Annotated in this window: 17 protein-coding genes and 1 pseudogene; 11 read left to right on the forward strand and 7 right to left on the reverse strand. The window is 36.2% G+C overall.

What is annotated here, in order from left to right; all coding sequences use genetic code 11:
• A pseudogene (locus AC1DTM_RS08875) lies at window positions 1-650 on the reverse strand (polyamine aminopropyltransferase); the annotation flags it as partial.
• Between the two features lie 426 nt (window positions 651-1,076).
• Here AC1DTM_RS08875 and AC1DTM_RS08880 point away from each other — a divergent pair.
• From AC1DTM_RS08880 to chbG, 5 genes are all read left to right on the forward strand, one after another.
• Complete coding sequence (locus AC1DTM_RS08880; protein WP_477000172.1) at window positions 1,077-1,379, forward strand: PTS sugar transporter subunit IIB; 303 nt, start codon at window positions 1,077-1,079, stop codon at window positions 1,377-1,379.
• A gap of 16 nt (window positions 1,380-1,395) precedes the next feature.
• The gene (gene celB / locus AC1DTM_RS08885; RefSeq protein ID WP_016106638.1) at window positions 1,396-2,703 is read left to right on the forward strand and encodes a PTS cellobiose transporter subunit IIC; all 1,308 of its coding nucleotides are present in this window, start codon (window positions 1,396-1,398) and stop codon (window positions 2,701-2,703) included.
• Window positions 2,704-2,886: 183 nt separating this feature from the next.
• Window positions 2,887-3,210 (forward strand): PTS lactose/cellobiose transporter subunit IIA, encoded by a 324-nt coding sequence (locus tag AC1DTM_RS08890; RefSeq protein WP_000989054.1) that lies wholly within the window; start codon window positions 2,887-2,889, stop codon window positions 3,208-3,210.
• 3 nt (window positions 3,211-3,213) lie between these two features.
• Complete coding sequence (gene celF / locus AC1DTM_RS08895) at window positions 3,214-4,539, forward strand: 6-phospho-beta-glucosidase (RefSeq protein WP_016106637.1); 1,326 nt, start codon at window positions 3,214-3,216, stop codon at window positions 4,537-4,539.
• Window positions 4,540-4,588: 49 nt separating this feature from the next.
• On the forward strand, window positions 4,589-5,293 hold the full coding sequence (gene chbG, locus AC1DTM_RS08900) for a chitin disaccharide deacetylase (RefSeq protein ID WP_016106636.1): 705 nt from the start codon (window positions 4,589-4,591) through the stop codon (window positions 5,291-5,293).
• A gap of 39 nt (window positions 5,294-5,332) precedes the next feature.
• On the opposite strand, the gene AC1DTM_RS08905 is transcribed toward chbG, so the two are convergent.
• A complete protein-coding gene (locus AC1DTM_RS08905; RefSeq protein WP_016106635.1) occupies window positions 5,333-6,514 on the reverse strand; it encodes a chromate transporter in 1,182 nt (393 codons plus the stop codon).
• A 189-nt stretch (window positions 6,515-6,703) separates the two neighbouring features.
• Here AC1DTM_RS08905 and exsM point away from each other — a divergent pair, with 189 nt between their 5' ends.
• The gene (exsM, locus tag AC1DTM_RS08910; protein WP_016106634.1) at window positions 6,704-7,117 is read left to right on the forward strand and encodes an exosporium regulatory protein ExsM; all 414 of its coding nucleotides are present in this window, start codon (window positions 6,704-6,706) and stop codon (window positions 7,115-7,117) included.
• A gap of 170 nt (window positions 7,118-7,287) precedes the next feature.
• On the opposite strand, the gene AC1DTM_RS08915 is transcribed toward exsM, so the two are convergent.
• The 3 genes from AC1DTM_RS08915 to AC1DTM_RS08925 all read right to left on the reverse strand — a co-directional run bounded on the left by AC1DTM_RS08915 (window position 7,288) and on the right by AC1DTM_RS08925 (window position 12,252).
• Window positions 7,288-9,966, reverse strand: coding sequence for a sigma-54-dependent transcriptional regulator (locus AC1DTM_RS08915; RefSeq protein ID WP_477000173.1), 2,679 nt, complete (start codon window positions 9,964-9,966; stop codon window positions 7,288-7,290).
• 255 nt (window positions 9,967-10,221) lie between these two features.
• Window positions 10,222-10,959, reverse strand: a complete 738-nt coding sequence (locus AC1DTM_RS08920; protein WP_016106632.1) for a polysaccharide deacetylase family protein — start codon at window positions 10,957-10,959, stop codon at window positions 10,222-10,224.
• Between the two features lie 219 nt (window positions 10,960-11,178).
• Window positions 11,179-12,252 carry a glycosyltransferase family 4 protein gene (locus AC1DTM_RS08925; protein ID WP_000378307.1) on the reverse strand — a complete coding sequence of 358 codons (1,074 nt, stop codon included), beginning with the start codon at window positions 12,250-12,252 and terminating at the stop codon, window positions 11,179-11,181.
• 451 nt (window positions 12,253-12,703) lie between these two features.
• On the opposite strand from AC1DTM_RS08925, the gene AC1DTM_RS08930 reads away from it, so the two are divergent.
• Together AC1DTM_RS08930 and wecB are read left to right on the forward strand one after the other, a co-directional pair.
• Window positions 12,704-14,074 carry a UDP-glucose dehydrogenase family protein gene (locus AC1DTM_RS08930; protein WP_477000174.1) on the forward strand — a complete coding sequence of 457 codons (1,371 nt, stop codon included), beginning with the start codon at window positions 12,704-12,706 and terminating at the stop codon, window positions 14,072-14,074.
• A gap of 75 nt (window positions 14,075-14,149) precedes the next feature.
• Window positions 14,150-15,265 (forward strand): non-hydrolyzing UDP-N-acetylglucosamine 2-epimerase, encoded by a 1,116-nt coding sequence (gene wecB, locus AC1DTM_RS08935; RefSeq protein ID WP_016106630.1) that lies wholly within the window; start codon window positions 14,150-14,152, stop codon window positions 15,263-15,265.
• A gap of 103 nt (window positions 15,266-15,368) precedes the next feature.
• On the opposite strand, the gene AC1DTM_RS08940 is transcribed toward wecB, so the two are convergent.
• Both AC1DTM_RS08940 and AC1DTM_RS08945 read right to left on the reverse strand, forming a co-directional pair.
• Window positions 15,369-16,502: an LCP family protein gene (locus AC1DTM_RS08940; RefSeq protein ID WP_016106629.1), complete on the reverse strand. Its 1,134-nt coding sequence runs from the start codon at window positions 16,500-16,502 to the stop codon at window positions 15,369-15,371.
• A gap of 74 nt (window positions 16,503-16,576) precedes the next feature.
• Complete coding sequence (locus AC1DTM_RS08945; protein WP_016106628.1) at window positions 16,577-17,212, reverse strand: YigZ family protein; 636 nt, start codon at window positions 17,210-17,212, stop codon at window positions 16,577-16,579.
• Window positions 17,213-17,450: 238 nt separating this feature from the next.
• Here AC1DTM_RS08945 and AC1DTM_RS08950 point away from each other — a divergent pair, with 238 nt between their 5' ends.
• From AC1DTM_RS08950 to AC1DTM_RS08960, 3 genes are all read left to right on the forward strand, one after another.
• Entirely contained in the window at window positions 17,451-18,293 is an 843-nt protein-coding gene (locus AC1DTM_RS08950; protein ID WP_002112883.1) for a DegV family protein, read from the forward strand.
• A gap of 173 nt (window positions 18,294-18,466) precedes the next feature.
• Entirely contained in the window at window positions 18,467-18,781 is a 315-nt protein-coding gene (locus AC1DTM_RS08955; protein WP_002159869.1) for a winged helix-turn-helix transcriptional regulator, read from the forward strand.
• 262 nt (window positions 18,782-19,043) lie between these two features.
• Window positions 19,044-19,709 (forward strand): coiled-coil domain-containing protein (locus tag AC1DTM_RS08960; RefSeq protein WP_477000175.1); only part of this gene is annotated, 666 nt, incomplete at its 3' end.

Below are 19,709 nucleotides of genomic sequence, written 5' to 3' on the forward strand. Positions count from 1 at the left end.
TGCTTGTCTGGTTTATCTTGCTTGTCTTGTTTATCTTGCTTGTCTTGTTTATCTTGCTTGTCTTGTTTATCTTGCTTGTCTTGTTTATCTTGCTTGTCTTGTTTATCTTGCTTGTCTTGTTTATCTTGCTTGTCTTGTTTATCTGGTTTGTCTTGTTTGTCTTGTTTACCTGGTTTACCTGGTTTGTCTTGTTTATCTTGCTTATCTTGTTTGTCTTGTTTGTCTTGTTTACCTGGTTTACCTGGTTTGTCTTGTTTATCTTGTTTGTCTTGCTTATCTTGTTTGTCTTGTTTGTCTTGTTTACCTGGTTTGTCCTGTTTATCTTGTTTGTCTTGCTTATCTTGTTTGTCCTGTTTATCTTGCTTGTCTTGTTTATCTGGTTTGTCCTGCTTGTCTTGTTTATCTTGCTTGTCTTGTTTATCTTGCTTATCTTGCTTGTCTTGTTTATCTTGCTTATCTTGTTTGTCTTGTTTACCTGGTTTGTCTTGTTTATCCTGTTTATCTTGTTTGTCTTGCGTATCTTCAGTGTCCTGTTTGTCTAGTTTATACGTGTTTGAATCTAGTTCAGAACCCTCYTCATGTTTATACCATTTATTTTGAAACTGTATTCTATAAATTTTCATTCTATTCTTTTTTCTATGCTTTGGCATTGGAATCCCCTTTCGAAATACTTTATTTTATTCTATTCTATGTAATTTAATAGAGTTTGACTGGACAATAGGTAGACGAGTGTCTTGAATAGGTATTTGTTTTTGATTTGAGTCGAAATATTATATTTTTCGTTATTATATTTTCACGCTTTAAAAAAATTTAGTGTTTTTTTGTTTTAAATAAAACTAGACAACTAAACACTAATCTATTTTCATACAGTTATGTGTTAAAAGCGTGTTGTTTTATAACACACTGTGTGTTTTTCGGGTGACACACTGTTTGAAAGCGGTAACACACAAATGAATTGCTCGAAAAAACGCTGATTTTAGGCGTTTTAAAAAGTTGGCACGCTAATTGCATTAATAAATAGCGTAAAGAAAAATAAAAAACATAAATTTTTTATACCACACAAGGGGGATTTATAAATGAATATTTTATTATGTTGTTCAGCAGGGATGTCTACAAGTTTACTAGTTACAAAAATGGAAGCGGMTGCAAAAGCTCGTGGTCTAGAAGGTAAGATTTGGGCTGTATCTGGGGATGCAGTAAAAAACAATATCGATCAAGCAGATGTACTATTATTAGGACCACAAGTTCGTTACATGCTTTCTACAATGAAAACGCTTGCCGATGAGAAAAACGTTGGAGTCGATGTTATTAATCCAATGCACTACGGCATGATGAATGGAGAAGCAGTTTTAGATCACGCATTAACACTTAAAAAATAATTAGGGGGGAAGCGAAATGCAAAAATTTATTGCATTTATGGAGAAGTATTTAGTTCCAGTCGCAGGTAGAATTGGATCGCAGCGCCACTTGGTTGCAATCCGTGATGGATTTATCGCAGTTATGCCTCTTATTTTAGTTGGATCGTTTGCAGTACTTATTAATAATTTACCAGTGGATGCATTCCAAAAATTTATGAAAGGTGCATTTGGTGAAGTTTGGAAAGATGTCGGCGGCGGTATGTGGACTGGTTCCTTCGCTATATTGGCCCTCATAGCCGCAGTGGGGATAAGTTATAATCTAGCAAAATCTTACGGTGTAGACGCGTTGTCAGCAGCAATCATTACATTCGGTGCATTAATTATTATTTCTCCGACAACGCCGAAAGAAGGCGGTATTGATTTAGCTTGGACAGGATCACAAGGTTTATTCGTTTCCATAATTGTTGCTCTTCTTGTAACGGAGGTATTTAGATTCTTTGTTCAAAAGGATATTACAATTAAAATGCCAGATGGTGTTCCACCAGCAGTAATGAAGTCATTTGCAGCGTTAGTTCCAGCATTCGTTATTTTAATCGTAACAGCAGGCATTCAATTAGCAGTGAAATTAGCAGGAACAAGTATTCATAAATTCGTATTTGAAACAATTCAAGTACCATTACAAGGTTTAGCAGGTACATTACCAAGTGCAATTATTATCGCGTTACTTATTCACGTATTATGGTTCTTTGGATTACATGGTCCTAATATTATCGGTGGTATTATTGACCCAATCTATTTACCAGCATTAGAAAAGAATATTAAATTATTTAACGATGGTATGTCTGCATATGACGTACCACACATTTTCACAAAACCATTCTTTGATGTATATGTATACATCGGTGGATCGGGTGCAACATTAGCATTCTTAGTAGCGGTAATGCTTGTTGCAAAAAGTGCGCAGCTTCGCGGTGTAGGCCGTGTATCTATCGGTCCTGGTTTCTTCAACATTAATGAACCAGTTATTTTCGGTACACCAATTGTATTAAATCCAGCGTTAATTATCCCATTCGTACTTACACCAGTTGTATTAGTTATTACTTCTTATACAGCGATTTCCTTAGGGTGGGTACCAAAAACAGTTGCTTTAGTTCCGTGGACAATGCCACCAATCTTTAGTGGTTATCTTGTAGCGGGCGGAAGCATCGCTGGTGCTGCATTGCAGCTAGTAAACTTTGCAATCGCGGTAGTAATCTACTATCCATTCGTATTAATGTGTGACCGTACGTATGTACAAGCGTCAAAAGATGCTGCAAAAGCAAGTGACAATTCAGTATCACTTTAAAAAGTATTGTTCTGGCGAGTTTTTATAGCTCGTCAGAACAACTAACTTTTATATCATGTTCAGAAAGATGAGACCCATCTTCAAGAACACCAAACTATCATTAATAAAATAATAATTTAATAGACATGTTCAAACTGAAGGGGTATTTAAATCGGTTGAACCATAATAGAGAGGGCGGTAATTATGATGACTACAGCAGAACAAATTCCATTCCAATTGATTTTAAATAGTGGTAATGCACGAAGCTTTGCAATGGAGGCACTGCAATTTGCCAAACAGGGGAAAATGGCGGAAGCAGACGAAGCGATGGTAAAGGCGAAAGAAGCGATTAATGAAGCGCATCATTTCCAAACAGAGCTCATACAATCAGAAGCAAGAGGGGAAAAAACAGAGATTAGTGTTCTTTTAATTCATGCACAAGATCATTTAATGAATTCTATTACAGTAAAAGAATTAGCAGCAGAATTTATTGACCTTTATAAAAAGCTAGAAGCGAAAGGGGAATAAAGCATGACTGGAATTAAAATTGCTACAATCGGCGGTGGCTCTAGTTATACACCAGAGTTAATTGAAGGATTTATTAAACGTTATGACGAGCTTCCTGTTCGTGAAATTTGGTTAGTAGATATTGAGGCAGGAAAAGAGAAGTTAGAAATCGTTGGTGACTTAGCGAAACGTATGGTGAAAAAATCAGGTTTACCAATTGATATTCATTTAACACTTGATCGCCGTGAGGCATTAAAAGATGCTGACTTCGTAACAACGCAGCTTCGCGTTGGTTTATTAGAAGCTCGTGCAAAAGATGAAGCAATTCCATTAAAATATGATGTAATTGGTCAGGAAACGAATGGTCCTGGTGGTTTATTTAAAGCATTGAGAACGATTCCTGTTATTTTAGATATTTGTAAGGACATGGAGGAGCTGTGTCCAAATGCATGGCTTATTAACTTCGCAAATCCAGCAGGTATGGTAACGGAAGCTGTACTCCGCTACACGAATATCCAAAGAGTAGTTGGCTTATGTAACGTTCCAATTGGAATTCGCATGGGTCTTGCAAGATTACTTGAAGTAGATGCAAGCCGTGTCCATGTTGATTTCGCTGGTTTAAACCATATGGTATACGGATTAGATGTATACTTGGATGGCGTAAGCGTAATGGATCGTGTATTAGAACTTGTAACAGATCCAGAAAAGCAAATTACGATGGAAAACATCGCTGCGCTTAACTGGGAGCCAGATTTCATTCGTGGTCTTCGCGCTATTCCATGTCCATACCATCGTTACTACTATAAAACACGTGAAATGTTAGAAGAAGAGAAAGAAGCTTCGATTGAAAAAGGTACACGTGCAGAAGTAGTAAAACAATTAGAAAATGATTTATTCGAGTTATATAAAGACCCGAATTTAGATATTAAACCACCACAATTAGAAAAACGTGGCGGAGCTTATTATAGTGACGCAGCATGTAGCTTAATTACGTCTATTTATAATAATAAAGGTGATATCCAGCCTGTTAATACACGAAACAACGGAACAATTGCAAGCTTGCCACATGATTCGGCTGTTGAAGTGAACTGTATTATTACGAAAGAAGGTCCAAAACCAATTGCGGTTGGAGACTTACCGGTACCAGTTCGCGGTTTAGTACAGCAAATTAAATCATTTGAGCGCACAACAATTGAAGCTGCTATTACAGGGGATTATCATAAGGCGCTGCTTGCTATGACAATTAACCCACTTGTACCATCAGATAAAGTTGCAAAACAAATTTTAGATGAAATGTTGGAGGCACATAAAGAACATCTTCCACAATTTTTTAAGAAGATAGAGAAATAAAGCGGCGCTATTTAGCCCGCTTTTTTTTATTCTAGTAGGAGGTATTGCGATGATTAAACTAATTGTAAATGCAGATGATTTCGGTCTTACGGAAGGTACAAATTACGGAATTATTGATGGACATAAAAATGGGCTTGTAAATTCAACAACGATGATGATGAATATGCCAGGGACAGAGCATGCCGTACGTTTAGCGAAAGAGTCTAAAACGTTAGGGATAGGAGTTCATCTCGTATTAACGGCAGGAGAACCACTTCTTAAAGACGTTCCATCACTTGTGAGTAGCGATGGATTGTTTCATAAACAAAGTGTTGTATGGGAAGGCAATATAAATCCAGAAGAGGTTGAAAGAGAGTGGACGGCTCAAATTGAGAAATTTTTGTCTTACGGTTTAACACCAACTCATTTAGATAGTCATCATCACGTGCATGGATTACCGCTTTTACACGACGTTCTTGAGAGCTTAGCAAGTAAATATAATGTTCCAATTCGTCGTTGTGAAGAAGAGCGAGCGGTGCACCCATTTTCAGAGGTGTTTTACAGTGATTTTTACGCTGACGGTGTGACGGAAGATTATTTTGTGAAGTTAAAGGAAAGAGTGCAGGACGAGCAAACGGTAGAAATTATGGTGCATCCAGCTTATATTGATCCAGAGCTTGTGAAACGTTCTTCTTACGTAATGGATCGCGTGAAAGAGTTGCGTATTTTAACGGAGAGCGAATTGCCTGAGGGAATAGAGCTTGTGAAGTTTTAATAGGAAAACGACGGCTAAATGGGCCGTCGTTTTTTGTGCTTACAAAATGGATAGAACGTATCCACCGAAGGCTCCGAGTATAACGATAACCCAAGGTGGTGTTTTCCAAAAAGCGAGTAAGCAAAATAGAAGAGAAGCAAAAACGAAATCTACAGAATTCATAATTGTACTCGTCCAAATCGGATCATAAAAAGCTGCAAGTAAAATACCGACAACGGCTGCGTTTACTCCAAGTAGTGCACCTTGTATGTAAGATACTCTTCTTACACTGTCCCAAAACGGTAAAACGCCAACAACGAGCAGGAAGGCAGGAAGAAAGATAGCGATCGTTGCAATAACTGCTCCGGCGGTTCCATTTAGCACTGCTCCTATATAAGAAGCGAATGTAAATAGTGGCCCTGGCACTGCTTGTGTTAATCCGTATCCAGCTAGAAATTGTTCTTTTGTCATCATCCCGTTTTGTACAAACTCACTTTCAAGAAGAGGAAGTACGACATGCCCTCCTCCGAATACAAGTGCACCAGAGCGATAGAAGCTGTCAAATAAAGAGATGAAATAAGAGTACGGTCGTAACATTGGTAGCAGTATTAATAGCCCGAAGAATAAGATGAGACAAGACATGGCTACCATTTTTGAAATAGGTACGTTTATTTTATTTGCTTGGCTAACGGGTTGGTCGCGATATAAAAACCAGCCGATAAAGCCAGATACTATAATGAGAATTACTTGTGTCCAGCTACTTGGCCATAATAGGGCGATTGCGGAAGTTGCAATTGCGATTGTTGCACGGTTTCGGTCCGGTGTTAACTTTTGAGCCATTCCCCATATTGCATGAGCGACAATTGCGACCGCTACAAGTTTCAGTCCATGAATCCAGCCTGTACTTCCAAGTTCGAACTGGTTAAGGAAGGAAGCGAAGAAAACTAAAACGAGCACAGATGGTAGAGTGAATCCAATCCATGAAATAATTGCTCCTAATAATCCGCCGCGTAATAACCCAACTCCCATCCCGACTTGGCTGCTAGCGGGGCCAGGAAGGAATTGACATAGCGCTACTAAGTCTCCGTAACTTCGTTCATCCATCCATTTTCTTTTTTGCACGTATTCGTGGTGGAAATAACCAAGATGGGCGACGGGACCACCAAATGAAGTAAGTCCTAATTTAAATGATACGAGAAAAATCTCTATTAATGATTGGAAAGAGTAGTTATTATTTTTCAAGATAACCTCCTAGAATGTTTTTCTATGTGCATTATACAAGAGGCAATAAAGTGAATGAAATGATTTCTATGTAAAGATTTTGTGAATCTTTTAGTTGTAATTAAAATTTGAAAAAGTCATAAATGATTATGTCTAAACCATAAGGTAGTAGAAGTAGTGCTGGGAAATTTATATGAGGAGAATGCCCGTATGACAACACATTTCTTTGCTAGGTTAACAGGAAAGAGGGAAGTACCTCCTGTAAATACAGAAGCTTACGGTGTAACAGAGCTCATTTTTAGTGAAGATTTAAAGAAGTTGCAATATCGGGTCATATTAAAAAACATAAAAAAAATCATGTCATGCCAAATTCATTTAGGAAAAGCGAATCAAATTGGTCCAGTTGTTTTAAGTTTGTTTGGTCCGTTAGAGCAAGGAATTAGTGTGAATGAAGGAGTCGTTACTGGTGTAGCTAAAGTGGAGGATTTTGAAGGGCCTTTACAGGGGAGAGCATTTGACAGCTTGTTTCAAGAGATAATGCAAGCAAATGTATATGTAAATGTTAATACGAAATCTAATAAAAAGGGAGAAATAAGGGGGAGAATAAGGGAAGTAAAGAAGTAAGCGAAAAGGCTGTCCAAAAAACATTTTGGAACAGCCTTTTCTAATTATACTGGTTGCCGTTTTTGTAAATTATTATTGGTAAGTCGACATATTTTAAAAATCGCTAATATAATTTCACTTACTAGGTACTAGGATACTACTCGAAAAGAGAAGCCACACTATTGCCTAGTTTAACTTTTTACAGGTTGATTTTTGATGAAGAAGTCCATTATATAAAATACTTCGTCATCTGGTATTTGTATTTCAAATGTATTTTCGATAGGCTGCAGTGCTTTTTTCACTTTCATATACATCCAGTACTCATCTTGTCTTCGTTTCTCTTTATCAGGATGAGGGAGGAGACTTTCGCCTTTTTGAAGACGGTCAACCATGCAGCTCATATGCAAAATCACACCCATTAAACTGTCGGGAGTTAGCTGTAAAGAAATCAATTCCTGAATTGTATTTAATGCATAACGAATTGTTTTAATAAGTAATGCCCCATCGTTACGCTGCATTTGTTGTTCAAGAATATCAGCCATTTTCGCATATGTTTCTTCATATGTAATCAATTCTTGAATTGGTTGAATAGCTGTGTAGTTCACAATGTCTTGGAAATGATATGTTAAGCAAGGTACTTGCACATCGAAATTCGTGACGATACAAATGATATTACGCTCTTTTTTTATGTTCTCGATCATTTTCGTTAAATCTTTTTCATGAACGATGCTAATCGGAATAATTTCAATTAAGTCTTTATCAAAGCGTAAATAGTTCTCTAACATTTTTTGAATTGCTAAAGCACTTCCTTCGCCAGTTAAACAAGCTGTTAAAATCACGGATTTCATTGGCGATAGTGGCTTTTTCTTTTCTTCCTGTACGTTTAAATAGAACGGCGTTAAGTTCTTCACTGTTTCGTATAGTGCATCTAGTGAATAGCCAAGCTGAGCTTTTCGAGCTGCTTCTAGTGCGTGTGGTGTACTCGTCATTGAAAGAACACGGACAGGGATTTTGAATTCAGTTTCTAATATATCACCAATATAAGCGAGAGATCCCATATCAACAAGTAAGAGAAGCCCGTTTACATTTTGAAGTGTGTTCATATACACTTTAACACGCTCTAAGAAGTCTTTTGGTGATTCATGCAAGGGCATATCGATACCAGTTACTTCATCAATACCGAGAAGTTCGTTTGAAACGTTTGCCATTTCTGTTGCGATGCCATTACCGTGAGCTAATATTAATACTTTTACTTCTGTTTGTGAGGCAGGAATTGGATCAACAACGAAGAACATTGTTAAAAAGCCAGCTTCATCAATAGGCATTGTTATTTGTAATTCTTCTTCTAATAGCTGAATACATTGCATAGCTACGGAAAAAGCTTCTTTATATTTCGTACGAATTTGATTTAATTGTGGGTGGTGAATTTGTTTCCCGCCCTGTAAACGTTGTAGAGTTGTCTGTACATGTAAACTTAAAGCGAGAAACACTTTTTCATCGAAAGTTTTAGATAAATATTTTTCAGCTAGTTCCGCAATTTTTTCACATACGGAAACGATATTACGATCCACAATTTTAAAAACATTTTCATGACTTGTTTTTTTAGATATTTGGTTAAAGTATTGGACGAAAAAGCTTTGAATATCATTTTCTATTAATAATTCTAATTCTTCCTCTTCAATGCCTCGTGCTTGAAGTTCCTCATATTTATAATCAATATAATCGTAAATAGAAGAGCGACTTCCTTCGGGTTCTACTGTATGCTTACTCCAACCTTCATCACCTGTAAATACAAATGTTTCATTTGGTATTTGATATAGGTGACGGCTCTTTCTTTCAATAAATAATCCTTCTTTCATATACCAAGGTAAATCTGTACTTGAAACACAGACAGAATCACGTTTTTTTGTTACGAAATCAGAATAAGCTTTCGCACAGGCAATTTGTACGTCCGTTTTCAATTGGCCGATGTTATTTGGACAATTGTAAAAGACGAAAGCGCGCATTGTATTTGGACTAACATGAATCTCTTTCCTTAGACGAATTGCTTCATTTGTGAAAAATAGCTGTAGTAAGGCAAACCGTTCTTTATGTGTTCGCTCACGAAGTGGTGGAAGCGTAACGGTCATCGGAATACGTCTTGTAAATGTTTTTAGTAAAAATGAATTTGGTTCTTCGGTTGTTGCAGTAATAATCAACACTCGTGCCTTACGTTCATTTTCTGTTTCTCCAAGGCGGCGGTATACCCCGCGGTCAATAAAGGTGAAAAGCATTTCTTGTCCCTCTGGAGGAAGGCGATGTACTTCATCTAAGAAAAGGATTCCTTCATGTGCTTTTTCGATTAATCCTTTTTGATCACTGGCACCTGTGTAAGCTCCTTTTTTTATCCCAAATAACTGTCCAAGTAGTAGTTGTGGATTGTTTGCATAATCAGCACAGTTAAAGACGATAAAAGGTGCATCTTTTGGAAGTTGTTCCACTTCAATTGCGTATTCGTGCATTAAAGAAGCGAACATCGATTTTCCGACACCTGTTTCTCCAAGTAGTAAAGTATGCATACCGTTTGGAGGATAGAGAATAGAAGCTTTTGCTTTTTCAATTGCAATTTTTAGGCTTGTATTTTCAATAGCAAATGTATCTAATGAAGTGCCCTTTGTTGAATGCGTTTCCAATGAAGTGTTCGTTTCTATATAAAAACGGACAGGGCGTGTACTCGTTTTTAATAAACGATTATCTTTCACAAGCTTGTTTAAATCGCTACTAACATTTGCACGGTCTAACTGTAGAAGTGTAGCGAGTTCTGATGCTGTTACACCTTCTGTATAATTCCCTTTTTGTATTGCGTTAAAAATGAGATCTATTCGTTTCATTTCTATTCACCTCGAAACTTCATCACTATTTAAAATTTTACACAAAAATGAGAAGTGTGGGAAGAGAAAAATAAAGTGAAACTTTAATCAGTGGGGTTTTTGTTCATCCCCACTGATTATTAGTTGAACCAATCGGGCGTTTACGGGCAGTTGATCTCCCACCTAACTTCTTTGTTCCAACTGAATTTTGAGGTGGGAGTCTTACTGCCCGTTAATGCGGGATAAAACAGCTTTAGTACATAGGCACTAAAGCTGTTACAATCTTGTGTCTTTCCAAAAATTCACTTCGAGATGGGAAGATGGATTGTAGGGAAGTAGTTTATATCCTTGTGAGTGCAAATAATCAATTACTTTTGGGAGTATTTGCACTGTGACACTAGAATCATGCATTAAAATAACCTCTACTTGTTCATCGCTTTGATTTCGTACTCTTTCTAGTATTGCGGAAGGATTATCATAGCTTTTCCAGTCATATGTATCAATTGTCCAATCCCACATTTTATACTGGGCGGATACGAGTGCGTCGCGGTAATTCTTTTTTAAGTAAGGCATGCTACCGTATGGGACACGAACGAGATGTGTATTTAAATGTGTAACTTGCTGGACGATGTTTTGGGTTTGCTCCATTTCTGCAATTAAAACAGATGGATCGCCAGTATAAAGACGTTTTACATCATGTGACATACTATGGAGACCGATATAATGTCCATCTTTAATCAATCGCTCCATCGTTTTTTTATAATGTGGCACTTTTCCACCAATAACGAAGAAAGTTGCTTTTCCGTTCTTCGCTTTTAAAATATTTAAAATTTGTGGTGTGTATTTATTTGGTCCGTCATCAAATGTTAAGTACGCAATTTTTTTTGTAGGAGAGGTAGTTTGAGTGCTTTGGTAATCTTCTGCTTGAATGTCTGTAGTTGCTTTTGTATTAGATGATGCGTACATAGTAATAGTTAAAAATAAAATTATACATTGAAGTAATCGCTTGAGCATAACATTCACCCTCAGTTTGACAATCAAGATGTAAAAATGAAAATTTGATACTTTTTTCGTTACCTTCGATATACGTATATCTTTCTCCAATAGAGGCACTCTCAAACAATCTATATTTTGGAAATAGGAAATAAGGAATAAAAAACAAAAAAATAGCACCCTCTTCTTTGGAAGAGGGTGCTATTTGAATATTTCATAATAGTAAAGGCTATACTACAATTAGTCTTCGCGTTTTTTCACTTTTTTATAGAAGGAAATAATTGGTTTGTAACGTTCGTGTACAAGACCGATTACTTCAGCAATGATTTCTGTAAAGAAGATTAAAATGAAAAGAAGAATAATGGATAACCATAATGTTGCACTACTGAAAATAATTGCATTTACACTAAAGAAAATACCCAATGCGTAAATAATTAGTACCGTTTTACGATGAGAGAATCCCATTGCAAGCAAACGGTGATGTAAATGCGATTTATCAGGTGCTGAAATAGGCTTTTTATTTACGATACGGCGGATGATTGCAAACGTCGTATCAAATATAGGTACACCTAAAATAATGATTGGAACGATAAAACTGAATAACGTTACGCTTTTGTATAATCCAAGTAACGATATAACAGAAATACAGTATCCTAAAAATAGTGCGCCTGTATCTCCCATGAAAATTTTTGCTGGATGGAAGTTGTAGAATAAAAATCCAATTGTACTTGCTAATGTAATCAGTGCTAGAGGTAATATAATAGCTGCTCCAGTACCCCATGGGCTAGTGAAGGCCATATATGCTAGCGTTGCAAGTACGATAGATGAAATCCCTGCGGATAATCCATCTAATCCATCAATTAAGTTGATGGCATTTGTAATACCTACAATCCAAAATACAGTAATTGGATAAGCAAGCCATCCGAGTTCAGTATCTCCAAGAATTGGAATATATAATACTTGCACTAATAATCCACTTTTTACAATCATGATGGCAACTAATAGTTGTCCACCAAATTTTACCTTCGCAGATAGTTCGTACATATCATCTAAAATCCCGATGATAACAATGATGATAGCACCTAAAGTTATCGATAACATTCTTTGTTCGTACAATCCACCGACAACAAATCCTACGGCTACACCGATGAAAATTGCTAACCCGCCAAGACGAGGCATAATTTTTTGGTGTACTTTACGCGCATTTGGCTTGTCTGTTGCTCCTATTTTGAAAGCTAATTTAATAACTAAAGGAGTAACGACGAGTACAGTGATGAAAGATGCCAAAATGGCATAAATCACTTGTGAGTCCATTAATACCCCACCCTTTATAGTTTAACGTAATTTTTCTAATTGTATTTATCTGAAAATTATGATGTTTATTTACAGGCTCATAACATATGGTATCACAAAAAGATTAGAATTCAATCTTTTTTTCTTTTGGCTGTAAAGGGGAGTGAATAGAATATATGACAATTGGATATGAAATGTTGTGTCCTTTGAGAAGGTTGATCTCATATTGTGGCTTGTAATGTGACATTGTACTTCCCTCTCATATAGCGATGACTTTTGTTTCAGTATTATAAGTGTTGCACGTAAAATTGAGTAAGTTCCGTGTTAAAATGTGGGAATTTACATTTTGTATATATTGCATCATTTAACTTTACAAAATCTTAAAAAAGAATAAAAAAACAATTCATATAATAAAGAAGTGAAAGAGTTTTCTCATTTTTAGTGTGAGAGGGGGAAGCACAGGGAGAATTCTGTGTATTCGTATATTTTCTTATGTATATTCCTGTGCGAAAGGAAAATGAAAATTACGATAATAGGTACCGGATATGTTGGATTGATTACGGGAGTAGGATTGGCGAGATTGGGACATTCAGTCACATGTTTCGATATAAATAGTGAAAAAATTGAACGGATTAAACAAGGCGAGTTACCTATTTATGAATGTGGATTAAGTGAATTAATAAATGAAGCATACGAGAATAATCATTTAACTTTTACAGCAAGTAAATCAACGGCATTTAATAATGTAGAGTTTATATTTATTGCAGTTGGAACGCCATCTTTATTAGATGGAACAGCAGATTTAACGTATATTCGTAGTGCTTGTGATGATATTGGAACATATGTGAATAACGATATTATTGTTGTTACGAAAAGTACGGTTCCTGTAGGGACAAATGATGTAATGAGAGAATGGATTGAGGAGAAACTACAAGGTAGACATGAATTATGTATTGTATCGAATCCAGAGTTTTTAAGAGAAGGTTCTGGTATTTATGATTTTTTTCATGGTGATCGTATCGTAATTGGAGCATGTAGTGAAGAAGCTGCAAGGAAAGTAGAGAATTTGTACAGCAAATTAAGCTTACAAACGTATATTACAGATATTCGAAGTGCTGAGATGATTAAATATGCATCTAATGCTTTTTTAGCTACGAAGATTAGTTTTATTAATGAAATTTCTAATATATGTGAGCAAGTGGGTGCGGATATATTAGATGTAGCTACAGGGATGGGGATGGATAAGAGAATTGGTGCATCTTTTTTAAATGCAGGCATCGGATATGGAGGATCTTGTTTTCCAAAAGATACGAAAGCACTGGTGCAAATTGCAGGGAATGTTTCTCATGATTTTCGCTTGTTGAAAGCAGTCATTGAAGTGAATAATAAACAACAGTTGTTGTTAGTTGAAAAAGCGAAGAAAATTATAGATATGAAGAAGAAGCAAATTGCGGTTCTTGGTGCAGCATTCAAACCGAATACTGACGATATTAGGGAATCGCCATCTCTTATTATAATAGAAGAATTAATTAATATAGGTGCGGATGTGGTTTTATATGACCCGCAAGCTATTCAAAATGTAAGAAGTTTATTTGGAAATACGATACGATACGCTGAGTGTATAGATGAATCGATTAGAGAGGCACATGCAGTTTTTATCGTAACAGAATGGGAATCAATTCGAAATTATCCGCTAGAAAAGTATGCACAGCTTATGAGGGAACCTATTCTATTTGATGGGAGAAATTGTTATACTAATGAGGATGCCGAGGAGCATGGATTAAATTATTACTCAGTTGGGCGAAAAGACGTCTGTAATAGTAATGTTTCTCAGGCGCGTTAAAAAGTGTATTTTCACATGCATATTTTTATATGCGATAATAGAAGTTTTAACTAGTGAAAGAAAAGAGGCAATGAAATGACTGAACGCTTAAAAGTAATGACAATTTTCGGGACACGACCAGAAGCAATTAAAATGGCACCTCTTGTATTAGAGTTGCAAAAGCACCCAGAAAAGATTGAATCAATTGTGACTGTAACAGCACAACACCGTCAAATGTTAGATCAAGTATTAAATATCTTTGGAATTACGCCAGATTTCGATTTGAATATCATGAAAGATCGTCAAACGTTAATTGATATTACAACACGTGGTTTAGAAGGCTTAGATAAAGTAATGAAAGAAGCGAAGCCTGATATCGTACTTGTGCATGGTGATACAACGACGACATTTATTGCAAGCTTAGCTGCTTTCTATAATCAAATTCCAGTAGGACATGTTGAAGCAGGACTTCGTACATGGGATAAGTATTCTCCATATCCAGAAGAGATGAATCGCCAACTAACAGGTGTAATGGCGGATCTTCATTTCTCACCTACAACAAAATCAGCAACGAACTTACAAAAAGAAAATAAAGATGAGTCACGCATTTTCATAACAGGAAATACAGCGATCGATGCACTGAAGACAACTGTAAAAGAAACTTATAGCCATTCGGTGTTAGAGAAACTTGGAAATGATCGTCTTGTACTTATGACAGCACACCGTCGTGAAAATTTAGGAGAACCAATGCGCAATATGTTCCGTGCAATTAAGCGTCTTGTTGATAAGCACGAAGATGTACAAGTTGTATACCCTGTTCATATGAATCCTGTTGTTCGCGAAATAGCGAATGATATTTTAGGCGAGCATAGCCGCATTCATTTAATTGAGCCGCTAGATGTAATCGATTTCCATAACGTTGCAGCTCGTTCATACTTAATGTTAACTGATTCTGGTGGTGTACAAGAGGAAGCACCATCACTAGGTGTGCCAGTTCTTGTCCTTCGTGACACGACGGAACGCCCAGAAGGTATCGAAGCAGGTACGCTGAAATTAGCAGGAACAGATGAAGAGACAATCTTTGGTCTTGCTGATGAGTTGTTATCTGATAAAGAAGCTCATGATAAGATGACGAAAGCATCTAACCCTTACGGCGATGGTCGTGCATCAGAGCGTATTGTAGAAGCGATTTTACAACACTTCAACAAGTAGAGTGAAACTTTAATAAATGGGGTTTGCATCTTCCGTTTATTATTAGCCCACAACAATTGCGTGAAATAAAAAGAGCCAAATCGTATACGATTTGGCTCTTTTTTTATTCATGATTCCTCATAATCCACTCTGCATGAGCATTTGTAGAAGGGGGAGGAGGTGGTGGTGTTTTGTTCTCACTCGGTTCCTTCTTTGCTTTTGCGCTGGAGTTAGAATTTGAATCGGAATTTGTATTTGTACTCTCATTTTTCTTAGTCGCTGTTGGAGTTTTTTCTGTTTCCCCTATTTCCTTTTCAATTTCGTTACGTACCGTCTCTACACTGATTGGATCTGGAAGGAAGTAATAAATACCGCCTATTTTTCTGTCTTCTCCTTCAAGTTTTAACGTTTGTATTGTAGAAGGATCAAATCCAGAGAGTTTATTGTAAAGAGCGAGTCCGTCTGAAATAGGAATGTCGGTTTTTATATATTTTCCAACGACAGTCGTTAAATCTTTAATTTTAAATACAGTAGAGGCGGAATTTAGTTTTTGAGCAACAGCGGCTAGTAATTGTCTTTGTCTAGCGGCCCGACCATAATCGCCGTTTGGATCCTGCTTTCGCATACGGACGTAAGCAAGTGCTTCTTCACCGTTTAAGTTTTGCTGTCCCTGCTTAAATTGGATTTTTTTGTAGTAATCCACGTCAGAACGTTCCCAAAAATCGAAAGGGACATCAACGGTAACACCGCCAACAGCATCAACGATACCTTTAAAGCCTTGGAAATCGATTTTAATATAATGGTCTACAGGAACTTTTAGAAAACCTTCGACAGTTTTGATTGCCATTTTTTCTCCACCGTAAGCATGCGCAGCGTTAATTTTGTCTTCTTTGTTCTTTCCAACGATTGGAACGCGAGTATCACGAGGAATACTCATAAGCGAAACCTTTTGAGTTTTCGGATTGACTGTCGCAAACATTAATGAGTCTGTACGACCATTTTGACCGTCTGTTGCATAATCCTCTATTCCCATAATGAGGATTGTAAATGGTTCCTTTGTAATTTTTACATCTTCGGTTCTTAAATCCGATTTTTCACGAGCAAATCCACTGTACATCCCCATGAGAGAAGTGTAGGAATTTAACATATAAAGTCCTACGCTACCAAATAAAAATGCGAAAATAAGAAAGAAGAAAAACTTTCTTCTACGTTTCTTTTTTATTCTGCTATTTTGGAGATGATTATAACGCTCTTCCATATATAATCTCCTTAGTTCATTTGTAGGGAATTAACTCACTACATTAATCTTTAAAGGCGATACGTTAGCTATTCTTAGATAAAGTCTTGTTCTAAGTACAACATATCTCCTTCTGTAATTGTACACTTCCCGTTTGTTAATTCAATCATCCAATCTGTGAATGGTTGTTTTTTGTCCTCTTCTACATACGTATCAAATGTGACATTTTCTAGATAATGTATATCTTTAATGGCATATTCTGAATTGCGTAATTCATTTTCAACTTTACCAAGCAAAGTGTAATCAATTTCTGTTTGCATAACGCGCATTAGTTTTCGTTCAACAACGCCTACATGGTTAAGACCTTCACTTGTACATTTTCCATATGCGCGAATTAATCCGCCAGCACCAAGTTTAATGCCGCCAAAATAGCGCGTAACGACGACGACAGTATCTTTTAGACCTCGTTTTTTTAATACCTCTAACATAGGTACACCAGCTGTGCCGTTCGGTTCACCGTCATCGTTCGCTTTTTGAATTTGATCTTGTTCGCCGATTAAATATGCGGAACAATTATGTGTTGCATTCCAATGCTGTTTTTTTATTTTTTGTATAAATGCTTGAGCTTCCTCTTCCGTTGTGGCGCGACTCACATAGCAAATGAATCTTGATTTTTGAATGATGATTTCGTGCTCACCGTAGCCTTTGATTGTTAAATATTGTAATAACAATGGTATACGCCCCTATCTTTCAAAATAACTAGTACTTTACATTTTAAAAGCGGTTGTTTTTATATTCAAACATTTTTTATAAATATGTTGAAATTTTTGGTGAGTATTTTATTTTTTTGTTGTAATTTGTCGAGCGGGTGATTGTAGTTTCTAACTGGCATTTTTATGTATGGATGCACCTTTTCTAGTTTTCGTGTAAAATTAGGGGATAAAAATTTTTTATAAGGCAGGTACGAAAATGAAAACAGCTATTGTTACCGATAGTACAGCATATATACCGAAGCATATTCGTGATGAACTCAATATATATATGATTCCATTAAACGTTGTGTTTGGAACGGAATCTTATCAAGAAGAGGCTGAAGTTTCAGCGAATGATTTTTATGTAAAAGTACGTGAACAAGAAGATCTTCCGAAAACTTCGCAACCAGCAATTGGAAAGTTTTTAGAGCTATATGAAGAGTTATCTAAAGAATATGATGCAGTTATTAGCATTCACCTTTCCAGTGGAATTAGTGGTACATACCAAACAGCAACGACAGCTGGACAGATGGTAGATGGTATTGATGTATATACGTACGACTCTGAAATTAGTTGTGAAGTACAAGGATTTTACGTGCGTGAAGGGGCGAAATTAGTAAGTGAAGGGAAAGCCCCAGAAGAGATTATCGCTCGCTTTGATGAAATGAAGCAAACGATGGATGCTTATTTTGTAGTGGATGATTTACATCATTTACAACGTGGTGGAAGATTAAATAGCGCACAAGCTTTCATCGGTAGTTTGTTACAAGTAAAACCAGTATTATACTTTAGAGATAAAGTAATTATTCCATTCGAAAAAATTCGTACGCGTAAAAAAGCGTTAAAGCGTATCGTTGAAATCTTTGATGAGCAGGCAAATAAAGGTGTACCTATGGAAGCTGTTATTATTCATGCGAATCGTGAAGAGGAAGCTAATGAATGGAAACAAGAATTAGAAGAGATATATCCTCATGTTACAATTCGCACGAGTTATTTCGGAGCTGTAATTGGGACGCATTTAGGTGAAGGTGCGCTTGGTTTAGGTTGGTATACGAAATGATAAAGATATAAAAGCTCTCTTACTTGAAGAGGGTTTTTTCACGGATATTTTACGGGGATTTGACAAGTTAATATCTGGAAATGGTAAGATGTACGTAAAATTAAATAATGAGGAAAGTTTTATTACTTACTTTTTACAAGAAACTATCTTATAATAGAAGAGAGGTGAAACATATGGAGCATAATTCTTGTTTATGTCCAAAGTTTGAGTCAGCTTTTACAATGCTTAGTAAGAAATGGACTGGCTTAATTATTAAATCTTTGCTTGAAGAGCCGAAACGTTTCAGAGAAATCGCAGATATTATACCGAATATGAGCGATCGTATGTTGTCAGAACGTTTAAAGGAATTAGAAGGTGAAGGTATTGTAGTTCGTAGTGTTTACCCAGAAGTACCAGTTAGAATCGAGTACGGTTTAACTGATAAAGGGAAAGCGTTGGAAAGTGTTATGGATGAGGTCCAAAATTGGGCTGAGAAATGGATGAAGTAACGTTTCTATCTCGTTCATATTGGAGTATTTTCAAAACGTAAGGGATTCCCTTACGTTTTTTTCAATTCTATAAAAAACGGCATAAGGCTCTTGAAATTCTACATATATATACAAATTTAGATATACTTTGCTATAGAGATAAATGTAATATTACATTTATTTTACAAAACCGTAACATTAGCAAAAAAACTCCCGAATTATGGTATAAATTTTAATAGGTTATATACGGAAAACGAAAAAAGAAAGCGGTGTAAAAAATAAAATGAAAAAGCTAAAAATGGCATCTTGCGCACTAGTTGCAGGGTTAATGTTTTCAGGGCTAACACCAAATGTATTTGCAGAAGATAAAATTTCTGACGTGAAATCACAAATTAACACACAAAATGATACTTTACATAAACAACAACAAGAACGTGATGAATTACAAAAACAAATGAATGACTTAAACAAAACAATCCAAGGATTGGATAAGTCTGTTCAAGAGAACGCTTCAAAACTTGATGAAACAACAAAAAAAGTTTCTGATACTGAGCAATTAATTGAAAATAAAAATAAAGATATTGCAGAACTACAAACAAAGATTGCAAAACGTGAAGAGTTATTAAGAAAACGTTTAGTTGCACTACAAGAACAACCGAACACGAACATTGTAACAGAAGTTCTTGTAAACTCTAAAAACGTTGCAGATTTAGTTGATCGTTTAGCTTCTGTGTCTAAAATTATGGAATCTGACGAAGATATCATGAAAACACAACAAGAAGATCAAGTGAACGTGAAAAAAGATGTTGAGACAGTAAAAGAAAAACAAAAAGAATTAAAAGAAGCACAATCTCAAATTGAAACTGCTAAGAAAGAACTTGACGCTGAAAAAGAGAAAAAAGCAACAGCGGTAAACGATTTAAGTGGTAAAATGGATACAGTTGTAACT

The organism is Bacillus sp. P4_D3, assembly GCF_056401855.1.

Coding starts and splice junctions, on each gene's coding strand:
- celB (WP_016106638.1), top strand. CDS start 1,396: ATGCAAAAATTTATTGCATTTATGGAGAAGTATTTAGTTCCAGTCGCA.
- AC1DTM_RS08890 (WP_000989054.1), top strand. CDS start 2,887: ATGATGACTACAGCAGAACAAATTCCATTCCAATTGATTTTAAATAGT.
- celF (WP_016106637.1), top strand. CDS start 3,214: ATGACTGGAATTAAAATTGCTACAATCGGCGGTGGCTCTAGTTATACA.
- chbG (WP_016106636.1), top strand. CDS start 4,589: ATGATTAAACTAATTGTAAATGCAGATGATTTCGGTCTTACGGAAGGT.
- exsM (WP_016106634.1), top strand. CDS start 6,704: ATGACAACACATTTCTTTGCTAGGTTAACAGGAAAGAGGGAAGTACCT.
- AC1DTM_RS08915 (WP_477000173.1), bottom strand. CDS start 9,966: ATGAAACGAATAGATCTCATTTTTAACGCAATACAAAAAGGGAATTAT.
- AC1DTM_RS08920 (WP_016106632.1), bottom strand. CDS start 10,959: ATGCTCAAGCGATTACTTCAATGTATAATTTTATTTTTAACTATTACT.
- AC1DTM_RS08925 (WP_000378307.1), bottom strand. CDS start 12,252: ATGGACTCACAAGTGATTTATGCCATTTTGGCATCTTTCATCACTGTA.
- wecB (WP_016106630.1), top strand. CDS start 14,150: ATGACTGAACGCTTAAAAGTAATGACAATTTTCGGGACACGACCAGAA.
- AC1DTM_RS08940 (WP_016106629.1), bottom strand. CDS start 16,502: ATGGAAGAGCGTTATAATCATCTCCAAAATAGCAGAATAAAAAAGAAA.
- AC1DTM_RS08950 (WP_002112883.1), top strand. CDS start 17,451: ATGAAAACAGCTATTGTTACCGATAGTACAGCATATATACCGAAGCAT.
- AC1DTM_RS08955 (WP_002159869.1), top strand. CDS start 18,467: ATGGAGCATAATTCTTGTTTATGTCCAAAGTTTGAGTCAGCTTTTACA.